The following is a 25,116-nucleotide window of genomic DNA, read 5'->3' as shown; positions in this document are numbered from 1 at the left end:
CGCGAAGCACTGTGCCGATCGCGCATCTACGTGCGCTGATCGTGTTTGGCGGGCCGGAACAAGGACCGCGTTCCGAACAGTGAACTGTCGAACCGCTTGCCCGCGTCCGGTTCCCGGTGATACCGCTCGATGCGCAGCACCTCGTTGCGGGAACCGAAGATGAACGGCACCCGCTGATGCACCTGGGCCGGGGGAACCTCCATCATGCGCTCGTGCCCGGTCGTGGCCGCCCCGCCCGCCTGCTCGACGATGAACGCGATCGGGTTCGCCCCGTACAGCAGCGAGACTCGGCCCGGCTGTGCGGGATTTCGCGTATCGCGCGGGTACAGATACAGCCCGCCCCTGGTCAGGATGTGGAAGGTATCGGCCACCAGTGACGCCACCCACCTCATATTGAAATCGCGCCCGCGTGGCCCTTCGACTCCCTCCAGGCACTCGAGCACATACCGGCGCACGGGCCGCTCCCAGAATCGCTCGTTGGCGGCATTGATCGCGAAACCCGAGGTGTCCTCCGGGATTCGCATCTGCGGATGAGTCAGCACGAACGCACCGATCTCCCGATCGAGGGTGAACCCGTCGACGCCACTGCCCGTGGTGAGGACCAACATCGTGGCGGGCCCGTACAGGGTGAACCCCGCACAGACCTGCTCCACTCCTGGCTGCAGGAAGTCGGTGTCGGCAGGTTCGGCGTCGCCGGCGACCACCGCTTCCGGCGCCCGCAGAATGCTGAAAATCGAACCGACAGGCAGATTCACGTCGATATTGCTCGACCCGTCCAACGCGTCATACGCCAGCAGGTACTTCCCCCGGCGCTGCGTCGCGGGCAGCACCGTCGCATGCTGCTCGGACAACAACCCGGACAGATGCCCCGACCACTGTGTCTGTCCCACCATGATCTCATCGGTCAACACATCGAGCCGCCCACTCACCGACGTCTCGTCCTCGACCCCCGACCCGATGATCGCCCCGCGAGTCACCTGATTGGCAATGATCTTCGCCGCCGTTGCCACCACATTCACCAGCGCGGAGAATTCCCCCGACGAACCGGGATGCCGATGCTCTTCCTCGATCGTGTACCGCGTCAGCGTTTTCGGTCCATTCGGCATTCGGTCACGACCCCCTGCGAAATCCGGTGCGTCCCTTGCCCTTTTCAGAATGGCTCACCGACCGCCGATAGGCAATGTGAACTCTCACTTGACCTTGCCCCTGGGGGCAGCGTTTACATTCGCTGCATGAGGATCGGAGAGCTCGCGCGGCTGGCTCAGCTCAGCCCCAAGGCCATCAGGCGGTACGAGGCACTCGGGCTGGTCGCACCCGAACGGCACCCCAACGGCTTCCGCGAATACGACGACCACACCGTCCGCCTGGTGCGCGAAATCCGATCCCTGAACCGTCTGGGCATCCCGGTAGAGGAGACTCGCCCATTTCTGGACTGCCTGGCAACCGGCAGCGAACACGTCGACGACTGTCCCGCCTCCCTGGCCGAATACCAGCGGACCATCGACGCACTGACCGCGGAAATCGACGCCCTCACCGCCCGCAGAGACGCCCTCACCGATCGCCTCCGCGAGGCCGCACACCGCCACAGCACCACCCGACGGCTTCCGTGGCCGACGGCCGTCTCCGTTCTGCAGCCCTCCGATGCGGCGACCCAGCAGGCCGAGCGAACACACGACATCCCCACCGAACAAGAGGAATCCCGATGACCCTGAGTTCTGCGATCGCCGGCACCGTCGCGGTGACCGATGAGACATTCGACCACGACGTGCTCGCCCACCCCGGCCTCGTTCTCGTGGACGTCTGGGCCACGTGGTGCCCTTCGTGCAAAATGATCGCCCCCGCGCTGGCCGACGTTGCCCGCGAACGTGCGGCCACACTCGCCGTTCGCACGCTCAATGCCGATGAGAACCCACTCACGGCCCGCACCTACCAGGTCATGGCCGCTCCGACGCTGCTGCTCTTCCGCGATGGCCAACTCCTGCGCACCCTCGTCGGCGCCCGCTCCAAGGCCCGGCTCCTCGCCGAGTTGGACGACGCAGTGCGTCACTGATCCCGAAACCTCCGCCCCCACAAGAACACCCATCGATCGCTGTCGGTGGGCTGTGCACATACAGGTGTGGGATCGGCGACCGGCCGACGAGGGCGAGTGGCAGCAGGTCAGCGAAGCCCGGCTACACATCGGCGAGCACGGGCTGACCATCAGTTCACCCGTCGACGGCTGGGCCGACGCACCCGTGCCGCCCGGCGACTACCTTGCCGAGATCGCCGGAACGGGTTTCGCGAACTACGGCTGGCCTGGCGACACCACCCCCGGCGACCACTGGCGAATCCGGCTCTGGCCCGACGACGGCACCGCTCCTCGAACGGCCCGACAGTGGGACATGCCCGGCTACGGCATTCCCGCCAACAGCGCCGCACCGCCGACCGAGCCTGCCCCGAATCTGCCCGAGCCCGAATCGGACCGGCAGCGAGAGCTCCGCACACAGGCCCAGGCCAGAGACCGCGAGGAATGGGGCGGCGACCCGATACCAGCCTTCGCCGGCAGCTATCACGGACGCGAACTCGCGGGCTACGACCGTGCGTTGGCCGAGTCGATAGCCGCCACGCGATTGCGTCGACTGGCCGAGTACTGCGCACAGCGCGCCTACGACCTCGCCGGTCTCAGCGATCGTGTCTGGGTGCGCCCCGCGTTGGACGCGCTCGCATCCGGCGCACCGCTGCCCGAACCCTTCCACGACAACGACGCCGCGTTCGCGCGACTGGAGAAAGACCAGTACGGACCCGACGAGGCGAGCTTCCAGAGCAGCGTCGTGCGGGAAGTGGCGCAGGCCCCCAGCCCCACGCCGAATCCGTACGACCGCGGCAACATCAGTCGCCCCCATTTCGCCCTCAACACGGTTTTCCATGCGCGGCATACCGATCCGTTGCAGGGCGCGCTCTCCGCGATCACCGAAGCCGCGATCACCTTCGGCCCAGACGTCGAGAGCCTGTTCACCGGCATCCGCGGCGTGTTCGATCTACCTCCGCGGTCGTGAGCGCCGGGCCCGCTGTCATCGATACCACTGCGCGACTGGTCGATCCGGCGAACCTGCCACGGTGGCGCCACCCTCGGACGTACGATCCGAGCGTGGCCGAATCCCATGGTTCCACCCCTCTGCGTGTGCTGGTCTACAGCAACGATGCCGATACCCGCCAACAGGTGATCCTCGCGTTGGGCCGTAAGCCGCGCGCCGACCTACCGGAGCTCGAATTCTTCGAGGTCGCTACCGCGCCGGTGGTCATCGAGCAGATGGATGCCGGTGGGATCGATCTGGCGATCCTCGACGGTGAATCCGCCCCGACGGGTGGACTCGGTATCGCCAAACAGCTCAAAGACGAGATCGATCAGTGCCCGCCGGTGGTCGTGCTCACCGGCCGACCCGATGACGCCTGGTTGGCCAACTGGTCGCGCGCCGAGGCCGCCGTCTCCCACCCGATCGACGCCATGCAGCTCACCAACGCGGTCGCGGGCATCCTGCTCGCCCGCTGAACAGGACCATCCGGGCATCGTCCCGACCTGTCGGATAGTCCGCTTCGCACCTTTCTATCTATCACCACTGGTAACGCCAGTGGTTCGCCGCCGCATGCCCGGAGCCGATTACCCCCGTATCGCTCATGAATCGCGGTACCGATATCGATCAAACCCCACCCCGGAAACGTGCGGCGGACCCCCGAAACGGCGGTAGTCTGTGCTCTAGCTCACACGAGCACGGGCTCTTGTATAACGCTCCGCCATCGCTGCACAGCCTTGCGCGAGCCCCGGTTCGGCGGACAACGTTGTCGGCCCCGTCTCGCCGAAAGCTGCCGTCCGCGGCCGGGCCACACGGCTCGGCCTGCTCCAGCGAGGAGGGGAAGTGCAGTCGTGAATATCGAGGTGCCCGCACTCGTACTCGGCGCCATCGCCGCGGCGTTCGCGGTGTTCTCCGTCATCATGGCGTCGCTGATCGGCCCGAAACGCTACAACCGGGCCAAACTCGAACCCTATGAATGCGGCATCGAGCCGACCCCGCACGCCATCGCCGGCGGTCCGGGAAACGCAGCGGGACAGCGCTTTCCGGTGAAGTACTACCTCACGGCGATGCTGTTCATCATCTTCGACATCGAGATCGTGTTCCTGTACCCGTGGGCCGTGCATTTCGACACGCTCGGGCTGTTCGGTCTCGCCGCGATGGCGCTGTTCATCGTCAATGTGTCTGTCGCCTACGCCTACGAGTGGCGTCGCGGCGGCCTCAGCTGGGAATGAGTGGGAAATAATGGGTCTCGAAGAGAAACTGCCCAGCGGGTTCCTGCTGAGCACGGTCGAGGATTTCGCCGGCTACCTGCGTAAGGGTTCCGTCTGGCCCGCCACGTTCGGGCTGGCGTGCTGCGCGATCGAGATGATGGCCACCGGCGCCGGACGATTCGACATCGCCCGCTTCGGCATGGAAGCGTTCCGCGCCTCCCCACGCCAGGCCGACCTGATGATCGTGGCGGGCCGGGTGAGCCAGAAGATGGCGCCGGTGCTGCGCCAGGTCTACGACCAGATGACCGAACCGAAATGGGTCCTGGCCATGGGGGTCTGCGCGTCCTCGGGGGGCATGTTCAACAACTACGCAATCGTGCAGGGCGTCGACCACATCGTCCCGGTCGACATCTACCTGCCCGGCTGCCCGCCCCGCCCGGAGATGCTGCTCAACGCGATTCTGGCGCTGCACGCGAAAATCGCCGAGATGCCGATGGGCGTCAACCGCGAGGAAGCGATCCGCGCCGCCGAGCAGGCCGCACTGGCCAGCACGCCGACCATCCGGATGGAGGGCCTGCTGCGATGACGTTCGACTCCCCCGACAACACCGACAACCCTGCGGGACACCCGGTTCCGGAGGAATCGCCCGCGCCGGCGCAACCCAAACCGCCACAGGACGAGGTGATCGGCACCCGGCGCGGCATGTTCGGCGTCAGCGGCACCGGTGACACCTCCGGCTACGGCGGCCTGGTCACCCCCGTCGCCCTGCCCGCGGGCACACCTCCCCCGTACGGCAGCTGGTTCGACGCCTTCGTCGGCACCTTGCGCGCCGCACTCGTGGGCCGGGTCATCGCCTTCGATACCGTGATCGAGAGGATCGTGGTCTTCCGCGACGAACTCACCCTGCACGTGAAGCGCGAACACCTCGTCGCGGTCGCGAGCGCGTTGCGCGATGACAGCACACTGCGATTCGAACTGTGCCTGGGTGTCAACGGCGTGCACTACCCCGACGACGACGGCCGCGAACTGCACGCGGTCTATCACCTGAAATCGATCACACACGGACGCCGTGTGCGGCTGGAAGTGTCCGCGCCCGATGCCGATCCGCACATTCCGTCGCTGTTCTCGGTCTATCCGACGACCGACTGGCACGAACGCGAAACCTACGACTTCTTCGGCATCCTCTTCGACGGTCACCCCTCCCTGACCCGCATCACCATGCCCGACGACTGGCGCGGGCATCCGCAGCGCAAGGACTACCCGCTCGGCGGGATCCCGGTGGAGTACAAGGGCGCGCGCATACCACCGCCCGACGAGCGGAGGACCTACAGCTGATGACCGACACCGACTTCCGCCGCGACGAACCACCGGTAGTGACCGTCGCAGGCCAGGACTGGGACCAGGTCAGCGAAGTGATCGACGGCGGCGCCGAAGAACGCATCGTGGTGAACATGGGCCCGCAGCATCCGTCCACGCACGGGGTGCTGCGCCTGATCCTCGAAATCGAAGGCGAAACCGTCACCGAGGCCCGCTGCGGCATCGGCTACCTGCACACCGGCATCGAGAAGAACCTGGAATTCCGCAACTGGACCCAGGGCGTCACCTTCGTCACCCGGATGGACTACCTGTCCCCGTTCTTCAACGAAACCGCCTACTGCCTCGGCGTGGAGAAACTCCTCGACATCACCGACCAGATCCCCGAGCGCGCCACCGTGGTGCGCGTGCTGCTGATGGAGCTCAACCGCATCTCCTCGCATCTGGTCGCCCTCGCGACCGGCGGCATGGAACTGGGCGCGCTCACCCCGATGCTGTTCGGTTTCCGTGAACGCGAACTCATCCTCGACGTCTTCGAGTACATCACCGGCTTGCGGATGAACCATGCCTACATCCGTCCCGGCGGCTTGGCGCAGGATCTGCCCGCCGACGGCGTCACCAAGGTCAGGGAACTGCTCGACCTGCTGCCCGGACGCCTGCGCGACATGGAGCACCTGCTCAGCGCGAACCCGATCTGGAAGAAGCGCACCCAGGACATCGGCTACCTCGATCTCACCGGCTGCATGGCCCTCGGCATCACCGGGCCGGTCCTTCGCGCCACGGGCCTGCCGCACGATCTGCGCAAATCAGATCCGTACTGCGGGTACGAGAACTACGAATTCGACATCCCGACGACCACCGGCTGTGACTGCTACGGCCGCTACATCATCCGGATCGCCGAGATGACCGAGTCGATCAAGATCGTCGAACAGTGCCTGGACAAACTGCGCCCGGGACCGGTGATGATCGACGACAAGAAGATCGCCTGGCCCGCCGACCTGGAACTGGGCCCCGACGGTCTGGGCAACTCACCCAAGCACATCGGCAAGATCATGGGCACCTCCATGGAATCGCTGATCCACCACTTCAAGCTCGTCACCGAGGGCATCAGAGTGCCTGCCGGACAGGTGTATTCGGCAGTGGAATCCCCCCGCGGGGAACTGGGTGTGCACATGGTCAGTGACGGCAGCACCCAGCCCTACCGGGTGCACTACCGCGACCCCTCGTTCACCAACCTGCAAGCGGTGGCCGCGATGTGCGAGGGCGGCATGGTCGCCGACGTGATCGCCTCGGTCGCCAGCATCGACCCGGTCATGGGCGGAGTGGACAGATGACAATCGACAACCCCACCAGCACACCGATTCTCCTGAGCCTGAGCACTCGTCCCGAACCGTATCCGCCGCATGTGCGCGAGCGTCTCGAACTGGACGCCAAAGAGATCATCACCCGCTACCCGCACTCCCGCTCGGCCCTGCTCCCCCTGCTGCACCTGGTACAGGCAGAAGAGGGGTACGTGACGGGCACCGGCATCGACTTCTGCGCCGATCATCTGAACCTCACCGGCGCCGAGGTGACCGCGGTCGCCACGTTCTACTCGATGTACCGGCGCACCCCCACCGGCGACTACCACGTCGGGGTCTGCACCAACACCCTCTGCGCGATCCTCGGCGGCGATGCCATCTACGAAGCACTGCAACAACATCTGGCCGTCGAGCACGGCCAAACCACACCCGACGGGGCCATCACCCTCGAACACATCGAATGCAACGCCGCCTGCGACTACGCCCCGGTCATGATGGTGAACTGGGAATTCTTCGACAACCAGACTCCCGAATCAGCAGTCGCGATCACCGACGCCCTCCGAGCGGGCCACCAGGTCCGCCCCACCCGTGGCGCACCACTGTGCACGTTCCGCGAGACCGCCCGCATCCTCGCCGGATTCCCCGACGAGCGTCCCGGCGCGCTCGAAGGAACACCGGGCGCCCCCACCTTGGCAGGGCTCGACATCGCTGCCGCAGAAAAGGACTCGGCAGGGGGTTCGCGATGATGACCCTCACCCCGGTACTCAGCGAACACTGGGCCACCCCGCGGTCCTGGACCCTGGAAAGCTATCGCGCGACCGGTGGCTACGACGGTCTCCGCGCCGCCTTACGCAAGACGCCCGACGAGGTGATCCACACCGTCAAGGACGCGGGTCTGCGCGGTCGTGGTGGCGCGGGCTTTCCCACCGGGATGAAGTGGTCGTTCATCCCGCAGGGTCCCGGCCCCGACGGCACCACGAAACCGCACTACCTCGTCGTCAACGCCGACGAATCCGAACCCGGCACCTGCAAAGACATCCCGTTGATGCTGGCCACCCCGCACACCCTCATCGAAGGCATCGTGATCGCCGCCTACGCGATCCGGGCCGCGACCGCGTTCATCTACGTGCGTGGCGAAGTGGTGCCGGTATTGCGCCGACTGCAAGCCGCCGTCGCCGAGGCCTACGCGGCCGGCCTGCTCGGCCACGACATCCTGGGCTCGGGATTCGACCTGGACCTGATCGTGCACGCCGGCGCGGGCGCCTACATCTGCGGCGAGGAAACCGCACTGCTCGATTCCCTCGAAGGCAGGCGCGGACAGCCCCGTCTGCGCCCACCGTTCCCCGCCGTCGCGGGCCTGTACGCGTGCCCGACGGTCGTGAACAATGTGGAATCCATTGCCAGCGTGCCCTCGATCCTGCGCAACGGCACCGAGTGGTTCCGCTCGATGGGCAGCGAGAAGTCACCCGGCTTCACCCTGTACTCCCTGTCGGGGCATGTGGCCCGGCCCGGCCAGTACGAGGCCCCACTGGGCATCACCTTGCGCGAGCTGCTCGATTACGCGGGCGGTGTGCGAGCCGGGCACACCCTCAAGTTCTGGACCCCCGGCGGTTCCTCGACCCCGATGTTCACCGACGAACACCTCGACGTCGCCCTCGACTACGAGGGTGTCGCCGCCGCCGGATCCATGCTGGGCACCAAGGCCTTACAGATCTTCGACGACACCACCTGCGTGGTGCGCGCGGTCCTGCGCTGGACCGAGTTCTACGCCCACGAATCCTGCGGCAAATGCACACCGTGCCGCGAAGGCACCTACTGGCTGGTGCAGTTGCTGCGCCGACTCGAAGCCGGCGACGGAACCGAAGCCGACCTGGACAAGCTCGCCGACATCGCCGACAACATCAACGGCAAATCGTTCTGCGCGCTCGGTGACGGCGCGGCCAGCCCGATCTTCTCCTCGCTGAAGTACTTCCGCGACGAATACCTCGCGCATCAGCGACTCGGCGGCTGCCCGTTCGACCCGGCCGCCTCGACCGTGTGGGCACCAGCGAAAGAGGACCGATGACAGCCATCGCGCCAGGCAACAGCAGCGATGTGGTGCCCGCCGACATGGTGAGCGTCACCATCGACGACACCACGATCGAAGTTCCCGTGGGCACCTTGCTGATCCGTGCCGCCGAACTGATCGGCGTGCAGATCCCTCGCTTCTGCGATCACCCCCTGCTCGACCCGGTCGGCGCGTGCCGTCAGTGCCTCGTCGAGGTCGAAGGGCAGCGAAAGCCGGTCGCCTCCTGCACGATCCCGGTCACCGACGGCATGATCGTGCGCACCCAGGTCAGCTCCCCGGTCGCCGAAAAAGCCCAGCGCGGGGTGATGGAGCTGCTGCTCATCAACCATCCGCTGGACTGCCCGGTGTGCGACAAGGGCGGCGAGTGCCCGCTACAGAACCAGGCGATGTCCACCGGCAGCGCCGAGTCCCGATTCGACGGCGAGAAGCGGACGTATCCGAAGCCGATCCCGCTGTCCACGGCGGTGCTGCTCGATCGGGAGCGGTGCGTGCTGTGCGCACGCTGTACCCGGTTCTCCCAGCAGGTCGCCGGCGACCCGTTCATCGAACTGATGGATCGTGGTGCGCTGCAACAGGTCGGCATCGCTCGAGCCGAACCCCTCGACTCCTACTTCTCCGGCAACACCGTCCAGATCTGTCCCGTGGGCGCTCTCACCGGTACCTCCTACCGTTTCCGGGCCCGCCCGTTCGACCTGGTCTCCACCCCGAGCGTGTGCGAGCACTGCGCCTCCGGATGCGCACAACGCACCGATCACCGCCGCGGAAAAGTGTTGCGCCGCTTGGCCGGTGACGACCCGCAGGTCAACGAAGAATGGAACTGCGACAAGGGTCGCTGGGCCTTCGCCTACGCCACCGAGCGCGACCGCCTCACCACGCCGATGGTGCGCGGCTGGGACGGCGTTCTCGCCGCGGCCTCCTGGCCCGAAGCTCTCGCCGCCGCCGGAGCGGGCCTGAGCGCGGCGATCGGCAATGCCGGAGTGCTCGTCGGCGGCCGCGTCACCGAGGAAGAAGCGTACGCGTACAGCAAGTTCGCGCGCATGGTCCTCGCGACCAACGACATCGATTTCCGCAGCCGGGTGCATTCGGAGGAGGAAGAACGATTCCTCGCCGCCCGCATCGCCGGACGCGGTGTGCGGGTCGACTTCGCCGCGCTCGACCGAGCCCCCGTCGTGCTGCTGGTCGGCTTCGAACCGGAAGAGGAATCGCCCATCGTCTACCTGCGGCTGCGCAAGGCCGCACGGACCCGCGGGCAACGGGTGGTGTCGCTGGCACCGTTCGCCTCCCGCGGCCTCGAACGTATGTCGGGCGCGCTCATCCAAACCCCGCCGTGCGGGGAAGCCGACGTGATCACCTCGATCATGGCCGAAACGTCCGCCGACGCCGCCGAACTCCTGACGATGCTGAACACGCCCGGCGCGGTCGTCATGGCGGGCGAGCGGCTCGCGGGCAGTCCCGGCGCGCTGTCGGCGGTGACCCGCCTGGCCGATGCCACCGGCGCGGCACTGGCGTGGGTGCCCCGTCGTGCGGGCGAACGTGGCGCGCTGGAAGCCGGTGCCCTGCCCAGCCTGTTGCCCGGCGGCAGGCCTGTCGTGGATCCTTCGGCGCGTCAACAGGTCCGGCATCGGTGGCAGGCCGGTGAACTCCCCGTCACCGTCGGGCGCGACGCCAACGCGATCCTGGCCGGCGCCGCACAGCTGGGTGCGCTGGTCATCGGCGGCGTCGACCCGGCCGACCTGCCCGACCCGGCCGCCGCCCTGGCCGCGATCGATGCGGCCCGGTTCGTCGTCAGCCTCGAAATGCGGCACAGCGCCGTCACCGAACGCGCCGACGTCGTGTTCCCGGTGGCGACCGCGATGGAGAAGTCCGGCACCTTCCGCACCTGGGAAGGCCGCCCGCGCCCATTCGCCGCGGCCTCGCTCGACACCACCCGCCGCGTCGCCGCTCCCCTGTCGGACCTGCGGGTGCTCAACTCGCTGGCCGCGCAGATGGGCGTCCCGATCAACCTGCCCGACCCCGCCGCCGCCCGCACCGAACTCGACGGGCTCGGCGCCTGGAACGGTGAGCCCATCCCCGCTCCGGAGCTGACCAGCCAGACCCGACCCGTGCCCGGGCCAGGAACGGCGGTGCTCGCCGGATGGCGGATGCTGCTCGACGCCGGCCGCATGCAAGACGGTGAACCCAATCTCGCCGGTGTCGCCCGCCCGCCGGTCGCACGGCTCTCGGCCGCGACCGCCGCCGAGATCGAAGCCGACGATGCCGATCACGTCATCGTCTCCACCGACCGCGGCGAGATCTCGGTGCCGTTGATGATCACGGACCTGCCCGACCGGGTGGTGTGGCTGCCGCTGCACTCACCCGGTTCGACGGTCGCCGCCGAACTCGGTGTGACACCCGGCGCCGTGGTGCGCCTGCGTCGCGCCGACGACAGGATGAAGGAACACCGTCATGAGTGATCGAGTCCTACTCCTCGCGGCCGACGCCGGACCTGTCTTCGGCACCGATCCGCTGTGGCTGGTGGTCGTCAAGGCACTCGGCGTGTTCATCTACCTGATGCTGGTGCCGTTGATCGCGGTCTACGCCGAACGCAAAGTCGTCGCGTGGATGCAGATGCGGATCGGGCCCAACCGGATCGGTCCCGGCGGCATGCTCCAGTCGATCGCCGACGGCGTGAAGATGGCGCTCAAGGAAGACATCATCCCGGCGATCGTGGACAAGCCGATCTTCGTGCTCGCTCCGATCATCTCGGTGATCCCGGCGTTCATGGCCTTCGCGGTGATCCCGATGGGCCCGGAGGTCTCGATCTTCGGCACCCACACCGCGTTGCAGCTCACCGACATGCCCGTCGCGGTGCTCTACATCCTCGCCATCACCTCTATCGGCGTGTACGGCATCGTGCTCGCCGGCTGGTCCTCGGGTTCGACCTATCCGCTGCTCGGCGGCCTGCGCTCGACCGCGCAGGTCATCTCCTACGAGATCGCGATGGCGCTGACCTTCGCCACGGTGTTCCTGCTGTCGGGCACCATGGCGACCTCCGAGATCGTGAGCGCACAGGAGGGCACCTGGTATGTGTTCCTGCTGCTGCCCTCGTTCCTCATCTACTGCGTGTCGATGGTCGGCGAGACCAACCGGGCACCCTTCGACCTACCCGAAGCCGAAGGTGAACTGGTCGGCGGTTTCCACACCGAGTACTCGTCACTGAAGTTCGCGATGTTCATGCTCGCCGAATACGTGAACATGGCCACGGTGTCCGCGCTGGCGACGACGCTGTTCCTCGGCGGCTGGCGGGCCCCGTTCCCGATCAGCCTGTGGGAGGGCGCGAACTCCGGTTGGTGGCCGCTGCTGTGGTTCACCCTCAAGGTGTGGACGTTCGTGTTCGTGTTCGTCTGGCTGCGCGGCACCCTGCCCCGACTGCGCTACGACCAGTTCATGAACCTCGGCTGGAAACTGCTCATCCCCACCTCACTGGTGTGGGTGATGGTCGTGGCCACCGCACGGGTACTCGACCTCGAAGGCATCCCCGGCCAGAACTTCATCCTGGTCGGTGTGGGGCTGGTGATCACTGCCGCCATGATCGCGATGTTCCTGCGCGCGGGCCGCAGCAAGGGGCTACCGCCGTTGCCGCCGCAGGAGCCGTCGACCTCGTCGGTGTTCCTCGGTTTCCCGGTGCCACCGATGCCGGCCCGCCCCGCGAACGACCAGCCCGAGTTCGGGTTGTTCGACCCGCTCGCCGGTTTCGCGGTCACCGCGGCCACCATGTTCAAGAAGCCCAATACCGAGTCCTACCCCGAGCAGAAGGTGCCGACCGCGCCGCGCTATCACGGCCGCCACCAGCTCAACCGCTACGACGACGGACTCGAGAAGTGCATCGGCTGCGAACTGTGCGCGTGGGCGTGCCCCGCCGACGCCATCTTCGTCGAAGGCGCCGACAACACCGAGGAGCAACGGTTCTCCCCCGGTGAGCGGTACGGCCGCGTCTACCAGATCAACTACCTGCGCTGCATCGGCTGCGGCCTGTGCATCGAGGCCTGCCCGACGCGCGCGCTGACGATGACCAACGAATACGAACTCACCGACGACAACCGCGCCGACCTCATCTACGAGAAGGACCAGCTGCTGGCCCCGATGCAACCGGGCATGACCCCCGCGCCGCACCCGATGGCACCGGGCACCGACGCGGCCGACTACTACCTCGGCCGGGTCGGTCCCGCACCGTCTGAGCAGGAGGTACTGCGATGAGCACCGCACACGTGCTGGCCGCCGAAGTCGCCCGCACCTCCACCGGTGAGGGTGTGCTGTTCTGGGTACTCGCCCCGATCGCGGTGCTCGGCGCCCTCGGCATGGTGACCGCGGCCAAGGCCGTGCATTCGGCGATGTGCCTGGCCGCCACCATGATCGCGCTCGCCGTGTTCTACATCGCGCAGGGTGCGCTGTTCCTCGGCGTCGTGCAGATCGTGGTGTACACGGGCGCGGTGATGATGCTGTTCCTGTTCGTGCTGATGCTCGTCGGCGTCGACTCCGCGGAATCGCTGCGGGAGACGTTGCGCGGTCAGCGCATCGCCGCCGCGATCGTCGGACTCGGATTCGGGTTGCTGTTCATCGGCGGCATCGGCGCGGCCCTGCGCGACAGCGGAACCAGCTTCCCCGGCCGTGGTTTCGGCGACCGCGACGTGATCGCCGAACTCGCCGAGTTGATCTTCCTGCGCTATGTGTGGGCGTTCGAACTCACCGGCGCACTGCTGATCACCGCCACGATCGGTGCGATGGTGCTGGCCCACCGCGAACAGTTCACCCCGAAACGCGGACAGCGGGAAATGTCGCGCGATCGCTTCCGCACCGCCGGCGAACGGGCCACCCCGCTGCCGACACCGGGTGTCTACGCACGGCACAACGCCGTCGACAGCCCCGCCCAGCTTCCCGACGGCTCCTTCGCCGAACTCTCGGTGAGCACGATCCTGCGTCACCGCCGCAACCGCGCCCACACCGAAGCCGCTGTGCTCTCGGTCGGCACGGTCCGCGACGACAATCCGACGGCCGACGAGGAAGGCAAGCAGTGAACCCCCAGAACTACCTGTTCCTGTCTGCGCTGCTGTTCACCATCGGCGCAGCGGGAGTGTTGTTGCGCCGCAACGCGATCGTGGTGTTCATGTGCGTGGAGCTGATGCTCAACGCGGTGAATCTGGCGTTCGTGACCTTCGCCCGGATGCACGGCAACCTCGACGGTCAGGTGATCGCGTTCTTCACCATGGTGGTCGCCGCCGCCGAGGTCGTCGTCGGCCTGGCCATCATCATGACGATCTTCCGTGCCCGCCGGTCGACCTCGGTCGACGACGCCAACCTGCTGAAGTTCTGACATGGGTACCGCAACGCTGTGGCTGCTGCCCGCCCTCCCGCTCGCAGGCGCGATCGTTCTGCTCCTGTTCGGTCACCTCACCGACCGCTGGGGCCCCTACCTCGCCACGACGGCCGCGCTGTCCTCGTTCGTCGTCGCCGCTGTCGCGTTCTTCGGCATGCTCGGGCGCGCCGACGCCGACCGGGCCGTGCACAAGGAACTGTTCAACTGGGTGCCCGTCGGTGATCTACAGGTCGGGTTCAGCCTGCAACTGGACCAGTTGTCGATCTGCTTCGCACTGCTCATCACCGGGGTCGGGTCGCTGATCCACCTCTACTCGATCGGCTACATGAGCCACGATCCGGGCAAGCGCCGGTTCTTCGGCTATCTCAACCTGTTCCTGGCCGCGATGCTCGTCCTGGTCCTGGCCGACAACTTCCTCGTGCTCTACCTGGGCTGGGAAGGCGTGGGCCTGGCGTCCTACCTGCTGATCGGCTTCTGGTACGAGAAGCCCTCGGCCGCAACGGCAGCCAAGAAGGCGTTCGTGGTCAACCGGGTCGGCGACATGGGCCTTGCCATCGCCATGATGGTCATGTTCGCGGCATTCGGTTCCTTCGACTTCCGCACTGTGTTCGCCGCGACCCCGGGCGCGAGCGAAGGCACCCTCACCGCCATCGGTCTGCTGTTGTTGCTGGCCGCCTGCGGAAAATCCGCGCAGGTGCCCCTGCAGTCGTGGCTCGGCGACGCGATGGAAGGCCCCACTCCGGTCTCGGCGCTCATCCACGCCGCCACCATGGTCACCGCCGGTGTATACCTGATCGCCCGCGCCAACCCGATCTACGACCTCGCGCCGAACGCGCGCACGGCGGTGCTCGCCGTCGGCGCGGTGACGTTGCTGTTCGGCGCCGTCATCGGCTGCGCCAAGGACGACATCAAGAAGGCCCTCGCCGCCTCGACGATGAGCCAGATCGGGTACATGATCCTGGCCGTCGGCCTCGGCCCGGCCGGGTACGCGTTCGCGATCATGCACCTGCTCACCCACGGCTTCTTCAAGGCAGGGCTGTTCCTCGGCGCCGGCTCGGTGATGCACGCGATGAACGACGAAACAGATATGCGCCGCTACGGCGGCCTGCGCACGCTGATGCCGATCACGTTCATCACCTTCGGCCTGGGCTATCTCGCCATCATCGGAGTGCCACCGTTGTCCGGGTTCTTCTCCAAGGACAAGATCATCGAGGCAGCCTTCGACCACGGCGGATCCACCGGAATTCTGCTCGGCGCGGTCACTCTCGTCGGCGCCGCGCTCACCGCGTTCTACATGACCCGCGTCATGCTGATGACCTTCTTCGGTGAGCGCCGCTGGAAGCCCGACACCCACCCGCACGAGTCACCGGCGGTGATGACCGGGCCGATGATCCTGCTCGCGTTCGGATCGGTCTTCGCCGGTGGTCTGTTCGTCTGGGGCTCGTCGCTGGTGAACTGGCTCGAACCCGTCGTCGGTTCCCATCACGCGGAGCCGGTGATTCCCGCGGCGGTGGTCACCGGTCTGGCATTGACCGCGGTCGCCATCGGTGTCGCCGTGGCCTACCGCAAGTACGCCGAGAGCCCGATCCCCGAGGTCGCGCCCGAGCCGGTCAGTGTGCTGACCGGGGCCGCCCGTGCCGATCTCTACGGCGACAAGATCAACGAAGCCGTGTTCGAACGCCCGGGCCGCCACCTCACGAGGGCGCTGGTGTTCCTCGACGCGAAGGGCGTCGACGGGATCGTCAACGGAACCGCTGCCTCGATCGGCGGACTGTCGGCGCGAATTCGCAAGGTGCAGACGGGTTTCGTGCGCTCCTACGCCCTGTCCATGTTCACCGGCGCGGCCCTGGTGGCCGCCGCCCTGCTGGCGGTGAGGTTCTGGTGAACTCGTTTCCCTGGCTGACGACGCTCTGGCTCGCCCCCACGATCGGGGCGGGTGTGGTGCTCGTCCTGCCCGCCGCCCGCCGCACGGTGGCGCGTGGCGTGGCGTTCGCGGTGTCGATCGGTGTGCTCGCACTGGCCGTTGTCCTTGCGGTGCGGTTCAAGCCCGGCGGTGCCCAGTACCAATTCGTCGAATCCCACGAATGGATCCCGACATTCGGTGTGGGCTACACACTCGGCCTCGACGGTATCGCCACCGCCCTGGTCCTGCTGACAGCGGTGCTGGTGCCGCTGCTGATCCTGGCAGGCTGGAACGACGACACCCCCACCGGCGACGGACCCAAGACCATCCACCTCTACATGGCGTTGATGCTGCTGGTCGAGTCGATGGTGCTGATCTCCTTCCTCGCCCTCGACATCCTGCTGTTCTACGTGTTCTTCGAAGCGATGCTGATCCCGATGTACTTCCTCATCGGCGGCTTCGGCACCCGCACCACCGACGCCGCGGTCCGTGCCCAACGCTCGCGCGCGGCGGTGAAATTCTTGCTCTACAACCTCTTCGGTGGGCTGATCATGCTCGCCGCGGTCATCGGGTTGTACGTGCTGACCGCCCAGGCGGGCCTCGGCGAGGGATCGGCGGGGACCTTCGATCTGCGTGTCGTGGTCGCCGCGGCCAACAACGGTGAACTCGGGGGCAGCACAGCGGTTCTCAACGCCCTGTTCCTCGGGTTCATGTTCGCCTTCGCCGTGAAGGCGCCGCTGTGGCCGCTGCACACGTGGCTGCCCGACGCGGCGGTCTCGGCCACCCCGTCCAGCGCGGTGCTGATGATGGCGGTGGTCGACAAGGTCGGCACCTTCGGCATGCTGCGCTACTGCCTGCTGTTGTTCCCACTGGCATCGGACACCTTCGCGCCCTTGGTGATCACCCTGGCCGTCATCGGCATCCTCTACGGCGCGCTGCTCGCCATCGGCCAAACCGATGTGATGCGCCTGATCGCCTACACCTCGATCTCGCACTTCGGGTTCATCATCCTCGGCATCTTCGCCATGACCAGCCAGTCCCAATCCGGGGCGACGCTGTACATGGTCAACCACGGACTGTCCACGGCCGCACTGTTTCTCATCGCCGGATTCCTCGTCTCCCGGCGTGGCACCAGGATGATCGCCGAGTACGGCGGCGTGCAGAAGGTCGCGCCGGTGCTGGCAGGCACGTTCTTCATCGCGGGCCTGGCCACGCTCTCGCTGCCCGGTCTCGCGCCGTTCGTCAGCGAATTCCTGGTCCTGATCGGCACCTTCCCGAAGTACCAGGTGGCAGCGGTGATCGCGACCGGCGCACTGGTCCTGGCCGCGATCTATGTGCTGTGGCTGTATCAGCGGTTGATGACCGGCCCACTGAAGAAGGGCAACGAACACCTGCGTGATCTGGTGCCGCGCGAGCTGGCCGTGGTGGTGCCGCTGCTGGTCGCGCTACTGGTGCTCGGGTTCTATCCGAAACCGATCCTGGATCTGGTGGATCCCGCGGTGGGACACACTCTCTCGACGATCGGTAAGCACGATCCCGCTCCGACGGTCCCCGCTCCCGAAGCAGGTGCGGCCACCCCGCCCGCAGGCGGCCACAAATGAGGACGGACTCCGTGACCATCACCGAGCTCGCGGCCATCGCGCCCGCACCGAGCATCGAATACCACCTGCTCGCCCCGATGCTGATCGTGTTCGGTGCCGGCGTGGTGGGTGTACTCGTCGAAGCGTTCGTGCCGCGGCCTTACCGGTATCCGACGCAGTTGGTGCTCGGGTCGGCCGGTGTGGTCGGCGCTCTGGTGGCCGTGGTGCTGCTCGCGGGATCCGAGGGCACCGCGGTGGTGGGCGCGGTCGCGATCGACGGGGTCACGCTGTTCCTGCAGGGCACGATCCTGCTGGTCTCGCTGCTGGGCTTGCTGCTGATCGCCGAGCGTGGGGCGGTCCCGCGGGCGCGCAGCGGGCCGGGCACGTGGAGTCGGGCGGCGGCCGCGTTGGATCGAGGGGTCGACGCGTTCACACCGCAGGCCTCCGCGGTGCCCGGCAGCGCGCACGAGCTCGCGGCGGTGCGCTCGGGGGTTTCGACCACCGAGGTGTTCCCGCTGACGATGATCGCGGTCGGTGGTCTGCTGCTGTTTCCCGCGTCGAACGATCTGCTGACGATGTTCGTCGCGCTCGAAGTGCTGTCGCTGCCGCTGTATCTGCTGTGTGGGCTGGCTCGCCGCAGGCGGTTGCTCTCGCAAGAGGCGGCGATGAAGTACTTCCTGCTCGGTGCGTTCTCCTCGGCGTTCTTCCTCTACGGTGTCGCGCTGCTCTACGGGCAGACCGGCACGGTGTCGCTGCCGGGAATCGGTGCGGCACTGGACAAGCAGCCCGAGAACGCGACTCTGGCCCTGCTCGGTCTCGGCATGCTCGCCGTCGGGCTGCTGTTCAAGATCGGTGCAGTGCCGTTCCAGGCATGGGTGCCCGATGTCTATCAGGGCGCCCCGACCCCGATCACCGCGTTCATGGCCGCCGCCACCAAGATCGCGGCCGTCGGGGCGACCATGCGGGTACTGATGGTGGGAGTCGGTGCGCTGGGCTCGGATTGGCGCCCGGTGCTCGCCGCGGTCGCGGTGGCGACGATGGTCGTCGGTGCGATCATGGCGATCACCCAGACCGATGTGAAGCGCATGCTGGCCTACTCCTCGATCGCGCACGCCGGTTTTCTGCTCGTCGGTGTCGTCGCCGCCGACAGCGCCGGTGTGGCCGCCGTGCTGTTCTACCTGCTGGCCTACGGCCTCGGCACCGTCGGCGCGTTCGCGGTGGTCAGTCTGGTGCGTGACGCCTCCGGTGACGAAGCGACCGCGCTGTCGCAGTGGGCGGGCCTCGGTCGCCGATCCCCGTGGCTCGCTTCGGCATTCGCCCTGTTGCTGCTGTCTTTTGCCGGTCTCCCGCTCACCAGCGGATTCGTCAGCAAGTTCGCGGTCTTCGCTGCTGCCTCCGGTGCGGGCTATACCGCCTTGGTGATCGTCGGTGTCCTCTGCAGCGCCATCGCGGCTTTCTTCTACGTCCGGGTCATCGTGCTGATGTTCTTCACCGACCCTCCGGCCGACGCGCCCATCGTGACCGCCCCGTTCGCCACCACCTTGGTCGTGGCGTTCAGCGCGGGCGCCACCGTGTTGCTCGGTCTGTTCCCCCAGCCGGTTCTCGACCTCGCCGACCGCTCCAACCTGTTCATCCGCTGATGCCGCCGAGTTCCCCGCCCGACCCCCGCCCACCGACCAGCCACGAACGCCAGGCCGGTCAGCCGTGGAACGCGTCCTATCTCGACGGCCCCGCACCGTGGGACATCGGTACCCCGCAGCCCGCTGTCGTGCGGCTGGCCGAATCAGGCGGGTTCTGCGGACCGGTCCTCGATGTCGGGTGTGGCACCGGCGACAACGCCCTGTTCATCGCCGCCCGCGGGTTGCCCGTGCTGGGTGTCGACGTGGCCGAAACGGCGTTGGCCACCGCCAGGCAGGCAGCCGACGATCGCGGGATCGAGGTGGCCTTCGCCATGGCAGACGCCCTACATCTCCAGCGCCTGTATCGCCGCTTCGAAACAGTCCTCGACTGCGGCCTGTTCCACACATTCGACGAGTCCGAACGCACCGAGTACGCGGCAAGCCTGGCCTCGGTCACCGACTCCGGTGGCACCCTGTACGTATTGTGCTTCAGCGATACCGGTCCCGACACCGGTCCGCACCCCGTCACCAGGCAAGCCCTCACCGCGCCCTTCGATGACAACCCCGCCTGGCATATCGCCGCCATCGCCCCCGAGCATCTCCGAACACGCTTCGCCGACTCGACCTCCGCCTGGCTCGCCACGATCGAACGCCGATAACAGCTCGGCCGATTTCGGGCGTGACCTGAAGGGTGTTTGAGCTCTTCACAGTTGGCCGACGAGCACGGTGCTTAATAGTTCCACGGCCAGATCATGACCATCGCTGCGGCCATTCGCCCAGCAGGCCGACCGTTCGCTCACCCCTCCCGCCAGTGGCCTACGTGCGCGACTCCCCGACCGTGATCCGATACCGCCGTGCCGGACCGAGTTCGGTGTCCTGGATGCTCTCGAGGACGCCACCACAGCGCTCGATCGTCTTCACCGACCCGATATTCTCGGCCGCGCAAACAACCAGTACTCGGTCCATCCCAGCCACTCGCGCCTCAGCGATGATCTCTCCCAATGCCCACGTGGCCAGCCCTCGACGGCGCGCGGACGGCCGGATCCCGTACCCGATATGCCCGACCGCCCGCACAAGTTCACCGTCCCCGTGCCGCAAAGCGATCCCGCCGAGTACACGATCACCCTCGACTATCCAGCGATACGAGCAACGCCCGTCCCCTGACGCGGTGATGAGCCGCGCGACCCAGAGCTCGAATCCGCTCGCCGAGTCGACATCGTCACTCGGCAACAAACCGAAACCGTCCTCGTGGACACCGGGCCCCCATTCGACATGCGCGTCGCGCCATTCTCCGTACATATCGACACTGGGTGAGATCAATCTGTGCCCGGACCCGACCGGAATTCCATTGGAGGTGAACACTCTTTCAATCTAATGGGCGAACCGGATCGAACCGCCGGGAATTCGCGCCCGCTTGCTAGTCTCGCCGATGTGACCATTGCACGGAGCTTTGTGAACATCCTTAGCGACCAACTCGCTACGACGCGTGACTTCTACGTCGACCTATTGGGTTTCCAAGTCGCCTACGACAGCGATTGGTTCGTACAACTCGTCGACTCGGGCTCGGAGACAACCATCGGCATCATGGCGCGCGATCACGAGCTGGTGCCCGACCATGTTCGTGGCGGGTTCGGCGGCTCCTACCTCACCATCGTCGTCGACGATGTGGAAACTGTCTACGCCCGTGCCAAGGACCTCGGCATTCCCATCGTCGAGGAGCCCCGGGATCTGTTCTACGGCCAAAGACGTTTGCTGGTAACCGATCCCAACCGTTTCCTCGTCGACGTATCGAGCCCGACCGTGTCACCGCCCACCGACCTCTGACGTAGCTTCTTCGAAAGGTGCGGCCGGCGCATGCCGGACGAGACCGGCTGGGTGATTCAGCTCGGGAGGTCCAGAGTGTCGAACTGGTGGGCTGACCAGATGCGGCGGGAGCCTTCTTCGGGGTAGGGCTGGGTGATGGGTTCGGCGTGGTAGACGCGCGTGGTTCGCGCCTGTGGATCGTAGGGCGCCCAGCCGGAGGTTCCCGAGGTAGCGAAGTTCACCCAGTCGGTACGCATGCGGTGGGCGACATCGGTGATTTCGTTCGCGGCGTTCGGATGGGCGAAGCGGTGGGCGCGGACCTCGTCGGGACCGAGGGTGCCGAGGACGAGCAGGAAGTCCAGGCAGTGCGCGGCGCCCTGTTGCGAGTTGAAGCTCCACGCCAGTTCGCACAGCCACACGCGCCCGCCGCCCGCGTGCGCAGCATCGGCCAGATGCAGGCTCGGCATCCGGAACAGCCAGTCGGAGTTGAGGATTTCGAACAGCTGGCCAGATGTCGCCTCCGGATAGGCCGCTCGGTAGCGCCTGTCACCATCCGTGCCTGGTGCGAGGTGGCGAAAAGCTGCGGTCATGGTCTCCGGTGCCGGTTCGCTCCCCGGGCGAGATGTGTAGAGCCGGAACTCGTCACGGGTGTGGCTGACGATCAGGTCGACGTCGCGTGCGGCACCGCCCGCGATCGCACGCCACGGCGCGCACGGCAATATCTCACCGTCGACAACAGGGGAAAACGGGGTGGGCGTGAGCGCCATCGGACCCCAGATGTCGACGAACTCGGGCATCGCGGCGATCACCGCGGTGGTGGCGTCGGTGAGTGCGCGTGGCGGCAGCAGGGCGAGGTCTTCGACGGTGGCCTGGACGCCGAGCTGTGCGGTGATCGTGGTCGAGATCGCGGCGGCGAGGCTCGGAGTGAAATAGGTGCCGGGCATGCTCTGGCTGATCGCTCTGCGAAACAGTCCGGCCGCCATCGGCATCACCAGCAGCGCACCGATGGACCCACCGCCCGCGGACTGCCCGAAAACGGTGACGTTGGCGGGGTCGCCACCGAATGCGGCGATGTTGTCCTGGACCCAGCGCAGAGCAGCGATCTGGTCGAGGATGCCGCGATTGTCCGGAGCTCCGGTAATGCGGGCGAAACCGTCGACGCCGACTCGATAGTTCATGCTGACCACCACCACGCCGGCCGCTGCGAGCAGCGCACCGTCGCAATGCGGGTTGGCGGTGTCGTTCTCGAGGTAGGTGCCGCCCTGGATCCACACCATCACCGGCAGTTTCGCGGCCCCGAGGTCGGGTGACCAGACATTCAGGGTCAGACAGTCCTCGGATCCGTCATCGGTCGAGCCGGACGCCGACGACATCACCGAACCGCCATTGCGGACCTGTGGAACCGGAGGGCCGAACATCAGCGCGTCGCGAACGCCCTGCCACCGCTGTGCAGGCCCCGGCGCCGCGAACCGTCGTGCGCCGACCGGCGGCGCTGCATAGCTGATCCCCCGAAAGACCGCGACAGCGCCTTCCCACCGGCCGCGCACAACACCGGCGCCCGTGCGGATTTCAGGTTCGTTGCCCACTCGATACTCACTTCCTGGTGTCAGAGGCCGCGCATCGTCGACCACATCGACGACCACGGCTGTATCGGACCCACGCATTCCCAGATCGTGGCATCGGTGGTGATGCCGGGAATTCCGAGCGGGTAGTCGGTTCGGCCCGCTGGGACGACGGAGGTGAACCAGCGACGCAGATCCGCTTCGGTACCGCCGACGTAGACGACGGTATCCGCGGTATCCGGCGGGACGCCGAAGTAGCCGAAGCCGCGGTTCGGACTGAAGACCGGCGGTAGACCCGCAGTGGAACGAGCGTGATCGAGCGCTGACGCTTGCACATACCATTGCGTCACGACCACGGCCGTGCGCTGCCGGTGCGGCGGTAATGCGCGGTAGGCGTTCGCGGTAGCCGCCACCAGCTCGGGCCATCCGAGTTCGCTGTATGCCGAAGGTCCCAGTGCGGCAGCGAGATCGGGGGCAGGGGCGTAGTCCGAGGCGGCACGCCACGGCGTCACGTACACGACGGCCGCAACCATCGACAGCGCTGCCGCCTGCACCGCGACGATGGTGAGCCAGCGTCTGGGTATCGCGGCCGATCCCACGGCCCCGGCCGCGATCACCACCGGGTAGATGCCCGCACCGTAGCCGCTGCGACCGCCGCTGATCGCGATGATCGCCACCGCCAGTAGAAACGCCACACCGAGGAACCGGTAGCGGCGCAGGAGCGGCGATCGGCACAACTGCCACACACCACACACCACGAGCACCGCGGCGAGCGGACCCCACCATGGCAAGGTGCGCGGGACGAACCACAGCGAGCCGGCGAAACCGCCGGTCTGGCCGCGAACCACCGCCCCCATGCCCAGATGCGGCCAACCGTTCATGGCCTGCCAGATCAGCCCCGGCGCCGCCGCTAGTACCACAATGCTCGCGCTCCACCACAGCGCCGGTCGCCGCAACAACGCCCTGGGCCCCAGCCAGGCCACGGCGACGACCACCGCGATCCAGAAAATCGGGATCAACCATTTGACCTGCACGGCAACGGCTGTCGCGAGCCCAGCCGCCCACAGCAACGCATCGTCGCGGGTCCGGACCCAGCGCACCAGCAGCCAGGTGAGCACCGCCCACAGCAAGGTATCGATGGCGTTCGTCGACAGAGTCTGCGCCTGGCCGAGTACGAACGCCGATGTCGCGCAGGCGATCGCTGTCACTGACTGGGCTCCGCGAGCACCGCCCAGTTCGCGGGCGATGGCCGCGCTCAACACCACTACGGCGAGCGACGCCGCCACTGCCGGAATGCGCAATGCGATGAACGATCCGGGAAACAGCCAGTCCATCGAGCGCGCGAGCAGCGGCACCAGTGGACCTTGGTCGGCATAGCCGAACGCGGGGTGCTTGCCCGCGGCAATGAAATACAGCTCGTCGTAGTAGTAGCCGTACCGCGTCGCGGACAGCGTCGCGACGATGCCGAAGACCACTGCCACCACCGTAACAGCGAACCCCGCGAAGGGCGGGCGTGGATCATCGGTCGTAGAAGGAGATCGAGCTGAGTCGACAACCACCCCTGGCACGGTGTCCGACACTACCGGCTCGGCGGGAACGACAAGCATGCAAACGATCCAGTCCTGGCCTACGCCAAGGGTTTCGGGCCTCGGAGGCGCTGTCGCATCGACACGCGTCCGACGCCGCCCCCCTGTCGGCGGACAACGGCATCAGCTTCGGTCTGCTGCGGTGCCGCTATCGCACACCGATGCTGCCGACGATCAGATCGGTCAGCGCCGAGATCGCTTCGTCAGGCGTGGTCGTACCCAGGTTCAGTTCCGCGGCCAGTGTTTCGGCCGCGCCGAGCACGCCGACGCAGCGCAGTCGCAGTGCTGTGGCGGTGAGTGGCGAGAACGGTTGCAGGGTGGCTGCCATCCAGTCGCGGTAGCTGTCGAGCATGTCGTGCTGGATCGCCTGGACGTCCGGATTGCCTTTCAGGGCGGCGGAAATCGCGTCGAATTCGGGCATGTCGGTGGCGCAGGCGAAGTAGGCGGTGCTCATGACGCGGGCGATCTCGTCGACGGTGGGGGTGGCGTCGCGGGCGGCTTGTTCCGAGGCCAGGCGGTGGCGTTCGTCGAGTTGACGGTAGAGCGCGAGGAGCAGTTCGGGGCGGGTACCGAAGTGGTCGTAGACGATCGGCCTACTCACGCCCGCAGCTTCGGCGAGAGTGGCCAAGGTCAGGCCGTCGGTGCCTTGCTCTCGTACCAGCGTCAAGGCGGTGTCGAGCAGCTGCTCGCGCCTGGCCGGCTTCGCCAATCTGCCCGATCGTGTGGTCATCGTCCTCCCTTGCGCCATGTCCACAGCTTAGCTACA

24 protein-coding genes are annotated in these 25,116 nt (G+C 66.9%); 19 read left to right on the top strand and 5 right to left on the bottom strand.

Annotation, left to right across the window (positions count from 1 at the left end; translation table 11 throughout):
* Positions 1–26: 26 nt before the first annotated feature.
* On the bottom strand, positions 27–1,106 hold the full coding sequence (locus ACFQ9R_RS17445) for a class 1 fructose-bisphosphatase (RefSeq protein ID WP_378991739.1): 1,080 nt from the start codon (positions 1,104–1,106) through the stop codon (positions 27–29).
* A 126-nt stretch (positions 1,107–1,232) separates the two neighbouring features.
* On the opposite strand from ACFQ9R_RS17445, the gene ACFQ9R_RS17440 reads away from it, so the two are divergent.
* The 18 genes from ACFQ9R_RS17440 (at position 1,233) to ACFQ9R_RS17355 (ending at position 20,058) form a co-directional block, all read left to right on the top strand.
* Positions 1,233–1,706: a MerR family transcriptional regulator gene (locus ACFQ9R_RS17440; protein WP_378991738.1), complete on the top strand. Its 474-nt coding sequence runs from the start codon at positions 1,233–1,235 to the stop codon at positions 1,704–1,706.
* The gene (locus ACFQ9R_RS17435) at positions 1,703–2,050 is read left to right on the top strand and encodes a thioredoxin family protein (RefSeq protein WP_378991736.1); all 348 of its coding nucleotides are present in this window, start codon (positions 1,703–1,705) and stop codon (positions 2,048–2,050) included. Before ACFQ9R_RS17440 ends, ACFQ9R_RS17435 begins: the two co-directional genes overlap by 4 nt.
* A gap of 52 nt (positions 2,051–2,102) precedes the next feature.
* On the top strand, positions 2,103–3,035 hold the full coding sequence (locus ACFQ9R_RS17430; protein ID WP_378991734.1) for a hypothetical protein: 933 nt from the start codon (positions 2,103–2,105) through the stop codon (positions 3,033–3,035).
* A gap of 92 nt (positions 3,036–3,127) precedes the next feature.
* Positions 3,128–3,529: a hypothetical protein gene (locus ACFQ9R_RS17425; protein WP_378991733.1), complete on the top strand. Its 402-nt coding sequence runs from the start codon at positions 3,128–3,130 to the stop codon at positions 3,527–3,529.
* A 372-nt stretch (positions 3,530–3,901) separates the two neighbouring features.
* Entirely contained in the window at positions 3,902–4,282 is a 381-nt protein-coding gene (locus ACFQ9R_RS17420) for an NADH-quinone oxidoreductase subunit A (RefSeq protein WP_056819816.1), read from the top strand.
* Positions 4,283–4,292: 10 nt separating this feature from the next.
* Positions 4,293–4,847 carry an NADH-quinone oxidoreductase subunit B family protein gene (locus ACFQ9R_RS17415; protein ID WP_019047013.1) on the top strand — a complete coding sequence of 185 codons (555 nt, stop codon included), beginning with the start codon at positions 4,293–4,295 and terminating at the stop codon, positions 4,845–4,847.
* Positions 4,844–5,596 carry an NADH-quinone oxidoreductase subunit C gene (locus ACFQ9R_RS17410; RefSeq protein ID WP_378991732.1) on the top strand — a complete coding sequence of 251 codons (753 nt, stop codon included), beginning with the start codon at positions 4,844–4,846 and terminating at the stop codon, positions 5,594–5,596. Before ACFQ9R_RS17415 ends, ACFQ9R_RS17410 begins: the two co-directional genes overlap by 4 nt.
* Entirely contained in the window at positions 5,596–6,909 is a 1,314-nt protein-coding gene (nuoD, locus tag ACFQ9R_RS17405) for an NADH dehydrogenase (quinone) subunit D (protein WP_378991731.1), read from the top strand. Before ACFQ9R_RS17410 ends, nuoD begins: the two co-directional genes overlap by 1 nt.
* On the top strand, positions 6,906–7,622 hold the full coding sequence (nuoE, locus tag ACFQ9R_RS17400; RefSeq protein ID WP_378991730.1) for an NADH-quinone oxidoreductase subunit NuoE: 717 nt from the start codon (positions 6,906–6,908) through the stop codon (positions 7,620–7,622). Before nuoD ends, nuoE begins: the two co-directional genes overlap by 4 nt.
* Positions 7,622–8,941, top strand: coding sequence for an NADH-quinone oxidoreductase subunit NuoF (gene nuoF / locus ACFQ9R_RS17395; protein ID WP_378992045.1), 1,320 nt, complete (start codon positions 7,622–7,624; stop codon positions 8,939–8,941). Before nuoE ends, nuoF begins: the two co-directional genes overlap by 1 nt.
* Positions 8,938–11,397: an NADH-quinone oxidoreductase subunit G gene (locus ACFQ9R_RS17390; protein ID WP_378991729.1), complete on the top strand. Its 2,460-nt coding sequence runs from the start codon at positions 8,938–8,940 to the stop codon at positions 11,395–11,397. Before nuoF ends, ACFQ9R_RS17390 begins: the two co-directional genes overlap by 4 nt.
* Positions 11,390–13,180, top strand: a complete 1,791-nt coding sequence (gene nuoH, locus ACFQ9R_RS17385; RefSeq protein ID WP_378991727.1) for an NADH-quinone oxidoreductase subunit NuoH — start codon at positions 11,390–11,392, stop codon at positions 13,178–13,180. The genes ACFQ9R_RS17390 and nuoH overlap by 8 nt, the downstream gene beginning before the upstream one ends.
* The gene (locus ACFQ9R_RS17380; RefSeq protein ID WP_378991726.1) at positions 13,177–13,998 is read left to right on the top strand and encodes an NADH-quinone oxidoreductase subunit J; all 822 of its coding nucleotides are present in this window, start codon (positions 13,177–13,179) and stop codon (positions 13,996–13,998) included. Before nuoH ends, ACFQ9R_RS17380 begins: the two co-directional genes overlap by 4 nt.
* Positions 13,995–14,294 carry an NADH-quinone oxidoreductase subunit NuoK gene (gene nuoK / locus ACFQ9R_RS17375; protein WP_378991725.1) on the top strand — a complete coding sequence of 100 codons (300 nt, stop codon included), beginning with the start codon at positions 13,995–13,997 and terminating at the stop codon, positions 14,292–14,294. The genes ACFQ9R_RS17380 and nuoK overlap by 4 nt, the downstream gene beginning before the upstream one ends.
* 1 nt (position 14,295) lies before the next feature.
* On the top strand, positions 14,296–16,182 hold the full coding sequence (nuoL, locus tag ACFQ9R_RS17370; protein WP_378991723.1) for an NADH-quinone oxidoreductase subunit L: 1,887 nt from the start codon (positions 14,296–14,298) through the stop codon (positions 16,180–16,182).
* The gene (locus ACFQ9R_RS17365) at positions 16,179–17,801 is read left to right on the top strand and encodes an NADH-quinone oxidoreductase subunit M (protein WP_378991721.1); all 1,623 of its coding nucleotides are present in this window, start codon (positions 16,179–16,181) and stop codon (positions 17,799–17,801) included. The genes nuoL and ACFQ9R_RS17365 overlap by 4 nt, the downstream gene beginning before the upstream one ends.
* Positions 17,798–19,420 carry an NADH-quinone oxidoreductase subunit NuoN gene (nuoN, locus tag ACFQ9R_RS17360; protein WP_378991720.1) on the top strand — a complete coding sequence of 541 codons (1,623 nt, stop codon included), beginning with the start codon at positions 17,798–17,800 and terminating at the stop codon, positions 19,418–19,420. The genes ACFQ9R_RS17365 and nuoN overlap by 4 nt, the downstream gene beginning before the upstream one ends.
* Positions 19,420–20,058 carry a class I SAM-dependent methyltransferase gene (locus tag ACFQ9R_RS17355; protein WP_378991719.1) on the top strand — a complete coding sequence of 213 codons (639 nt, stop codon included), beginning with the start codon at positions 19,420–19,422 and terminating at the stop codon, positions 20,056–20,058. Before nuoN ends, ACFQ9R_RS17355 begins: the two co-directional genes overlap by 1 nt.
* 157 nt (positions 20,059–20,215) lie before the next feature.
* Here ACFQ9R_RS17355 and ACFQ9R_RS17350 read toward each other — a convergent pair whose 3' ends face one another.
* Positions 20,216–20,761, bottom strand: coding sequence for a GNAT family N-acetyltransferase (locus ACFQ9R_RS17350; RefSeq protein WP_378991718.1), 546 nt, complete (start codon positions 20,759–20,761; stop codon positions 20,216–20,218).
* A gap of 69 nt (positions 20,762–20,830) precedes the next feature.
* On the opposite strand from ACFQ9R_RS17350, the gene ACFQ9R_RS17345 reads away from it, so the two are divergent.
* On the top strand, positions 20,831–21,223 hold the full coding sequence (locus ACFQ9R_RS17345) for a VOC family protein (RefSeq protein WP_378991717.1): 393 nt from the start codon (positions 20,831–20,833) through the stop codon (positions 21,221–21,223).
* Between the two features lie 56 nt (positions 21,224–21,279).
* Here the strand turns inward: ACFQ9R_RS17345 and ACFQ9R_RS17340 are convergent, their stop codons facing one another.
* The 3 genes from ACFQ9R_RS17340 to ACFQ9R_RS17330 all read right to left on the bottom strand — a co-directional run bounded on the left by ACFQ9R_RS17340 (position 21,280) and on the right by ACFQ9R_RS17330 (position 25,080).
* Positions 21,280–22,788 carry a carboxylesterase/lipase family protein gene (locus ACFQ9R_RS17340; protein ID WP_378991716.1) on the bottom strand — a complete coding sequence of 503 codons (1,509 nt, stop codon included), beginning with the start codon at positions 22,786–22,788 and terminating at the stop codon, positions 21,280–21,282.
* 20 nt (positions 22,789–22,808) lie between these two features.
* The gene (locus ACFQ9R_RS17335; protein ID WP_378991715.1) at positions 22,809–24,248 is read right to left on the bottom strand and encodes an ArnT family glycosyltransferase; all 1,440 of its coding nucleotides are present in this window, start codon (positions 24,246–24,248) and stop codon (positions 22,809–22,811) included.
* Between the two features lie 250 nt (positions 24,249–24,498).
* Positions 24,499–25,080 (bottom strand): TetR/AcrR family transcriptional regulator, encoded by a 582-nt coding sequence (locus tag ACFQ9R_RS17330; protein WP_378991714.1) that lies wholly within the window; start codon positions 25,078–25,080, stop codon positions 24,499–24,501.
* Between the last annotated feature and the right edge of the window lie 36 nt (positions 25,081–25,116).

The sequence above is a fragment of the Nocardia sp. NPDC056541 genome (genome assembly GCF_042794235.1).
Taxonomy (GTDB): Bacteria; Actinomycetota; Actinomycetes; order Mycobacteriales; family Mycobacteriaceae; genus Nocardia.
The sequence above is the reverse complement of the archived record's forward strand: the minus strand, read 5'-3'. Positions and strand labels throughout refer to the sequence as shown.

Bases quoted from the DNA above. Each gene is read 5' to 3' on its own strand.
- ACFQ9R_RS17445 (WP_378991739.1), bottom strand. From the start codon at position 1,106: ATGCCGAATGGACCGAAAACGCTGACGCGGTACACGATCGAGGAAGAG.
- ACFQ9R_RS17440 (WP_378991738.1), top strand. From the start codon at position 1,233: ATGAGGATCGGAGAGCTCGCGCGGCTGGCTCAGCTCAGCCCCAAGGCC.
- ACFQ9R_RS17435 (WP_378991736.1), top strand. From the start codon at position 1,703: ATGACCCTGAGTTCTGCGATCGCCGGCACCGTCGCGGTGACCGATGAG.
- ACFQ9R_RS17415 (WP_019047013.1), top strand. From the start codon at position 4,293: ATGGGTCTCGAAGAGAAACTGCCCAGCGGGTTCCTGCTGAGCACGGTC.
- ACFQ9R_RS17410 (WP_378991732.1), top strand. From the start codon at position 4,844: ATGACGTTCGACTCCCCCGACAACACCGACAACCCTGCGGGACACCCG.
- nuoD (WP_378991731.1), top strand. From the start codon at position 5,596: ATGACCGACACCGACTTCCGCCGCGACGAACCACCGGTAGTGACCGTC.
- nuoE (WP_378991730.1), top strand. From the start codon at position 6,906: ATGACAATCGACAACCCCACCAGCACACCGATTCTCCTGAGCCTGAGC.
- nuoF (WP_378992045.1), top strand. From the start codon at position 7,622: ATGACCCTCACCCCGGTACTCAGCGAACACTGGGCCACCCCGCGGTCC.
- ACFQ9R_RS17390 (WP_378991729.1), top strand. From the start codon at position 8,938: ATGACAGCCATCGCGCCAGGCAACAGCAGCGATGTGGTGCCCGCCGAC.
- nuoH (WP_378991727.1), top strand. From the start codon at position 11,390: ATGAGTGATCGAGTCCTACTCCTCGCGGCCGACGCCGGACCTGTCTTC.
- ACFQ9R_RS17380 (WP_378991726.1), top strand. From the start codon at position 13,177: ATGAGCACCGCACACGTGCTGGCCGCCGAAGTCGCCCGCACCTCCACC.
- nuoL (WP_378991723.1), top strand. From the start codon at position 14,296: ATGGGTACCGCAACGCTGTGGCTGCTGCCCGCCCTCCCGCTCGCAGGC.
- nuoN (WP_378991720.1), top strand. From the start codon at position 17,798: ATGAGGACGGACTCCGTGACCATCACCGAGCTCGCGGCCATCGCGCCC.
- ACFQ9R_RS17355 (WP_378991719.1), top strand. From the start codon at position 19,420: ATGCCGCCGAGTTCCCCGCCCGACCCCCGCCCACCGACCAGCCACGAA.
- ACFQ9R_RS17330 (WP_378991714.1), bottom strand. From the start codon at position 25,080: ATGACCACACGATCGGGCAGATTGGCGAAGCCGGCCAGGCGCGAGCAG.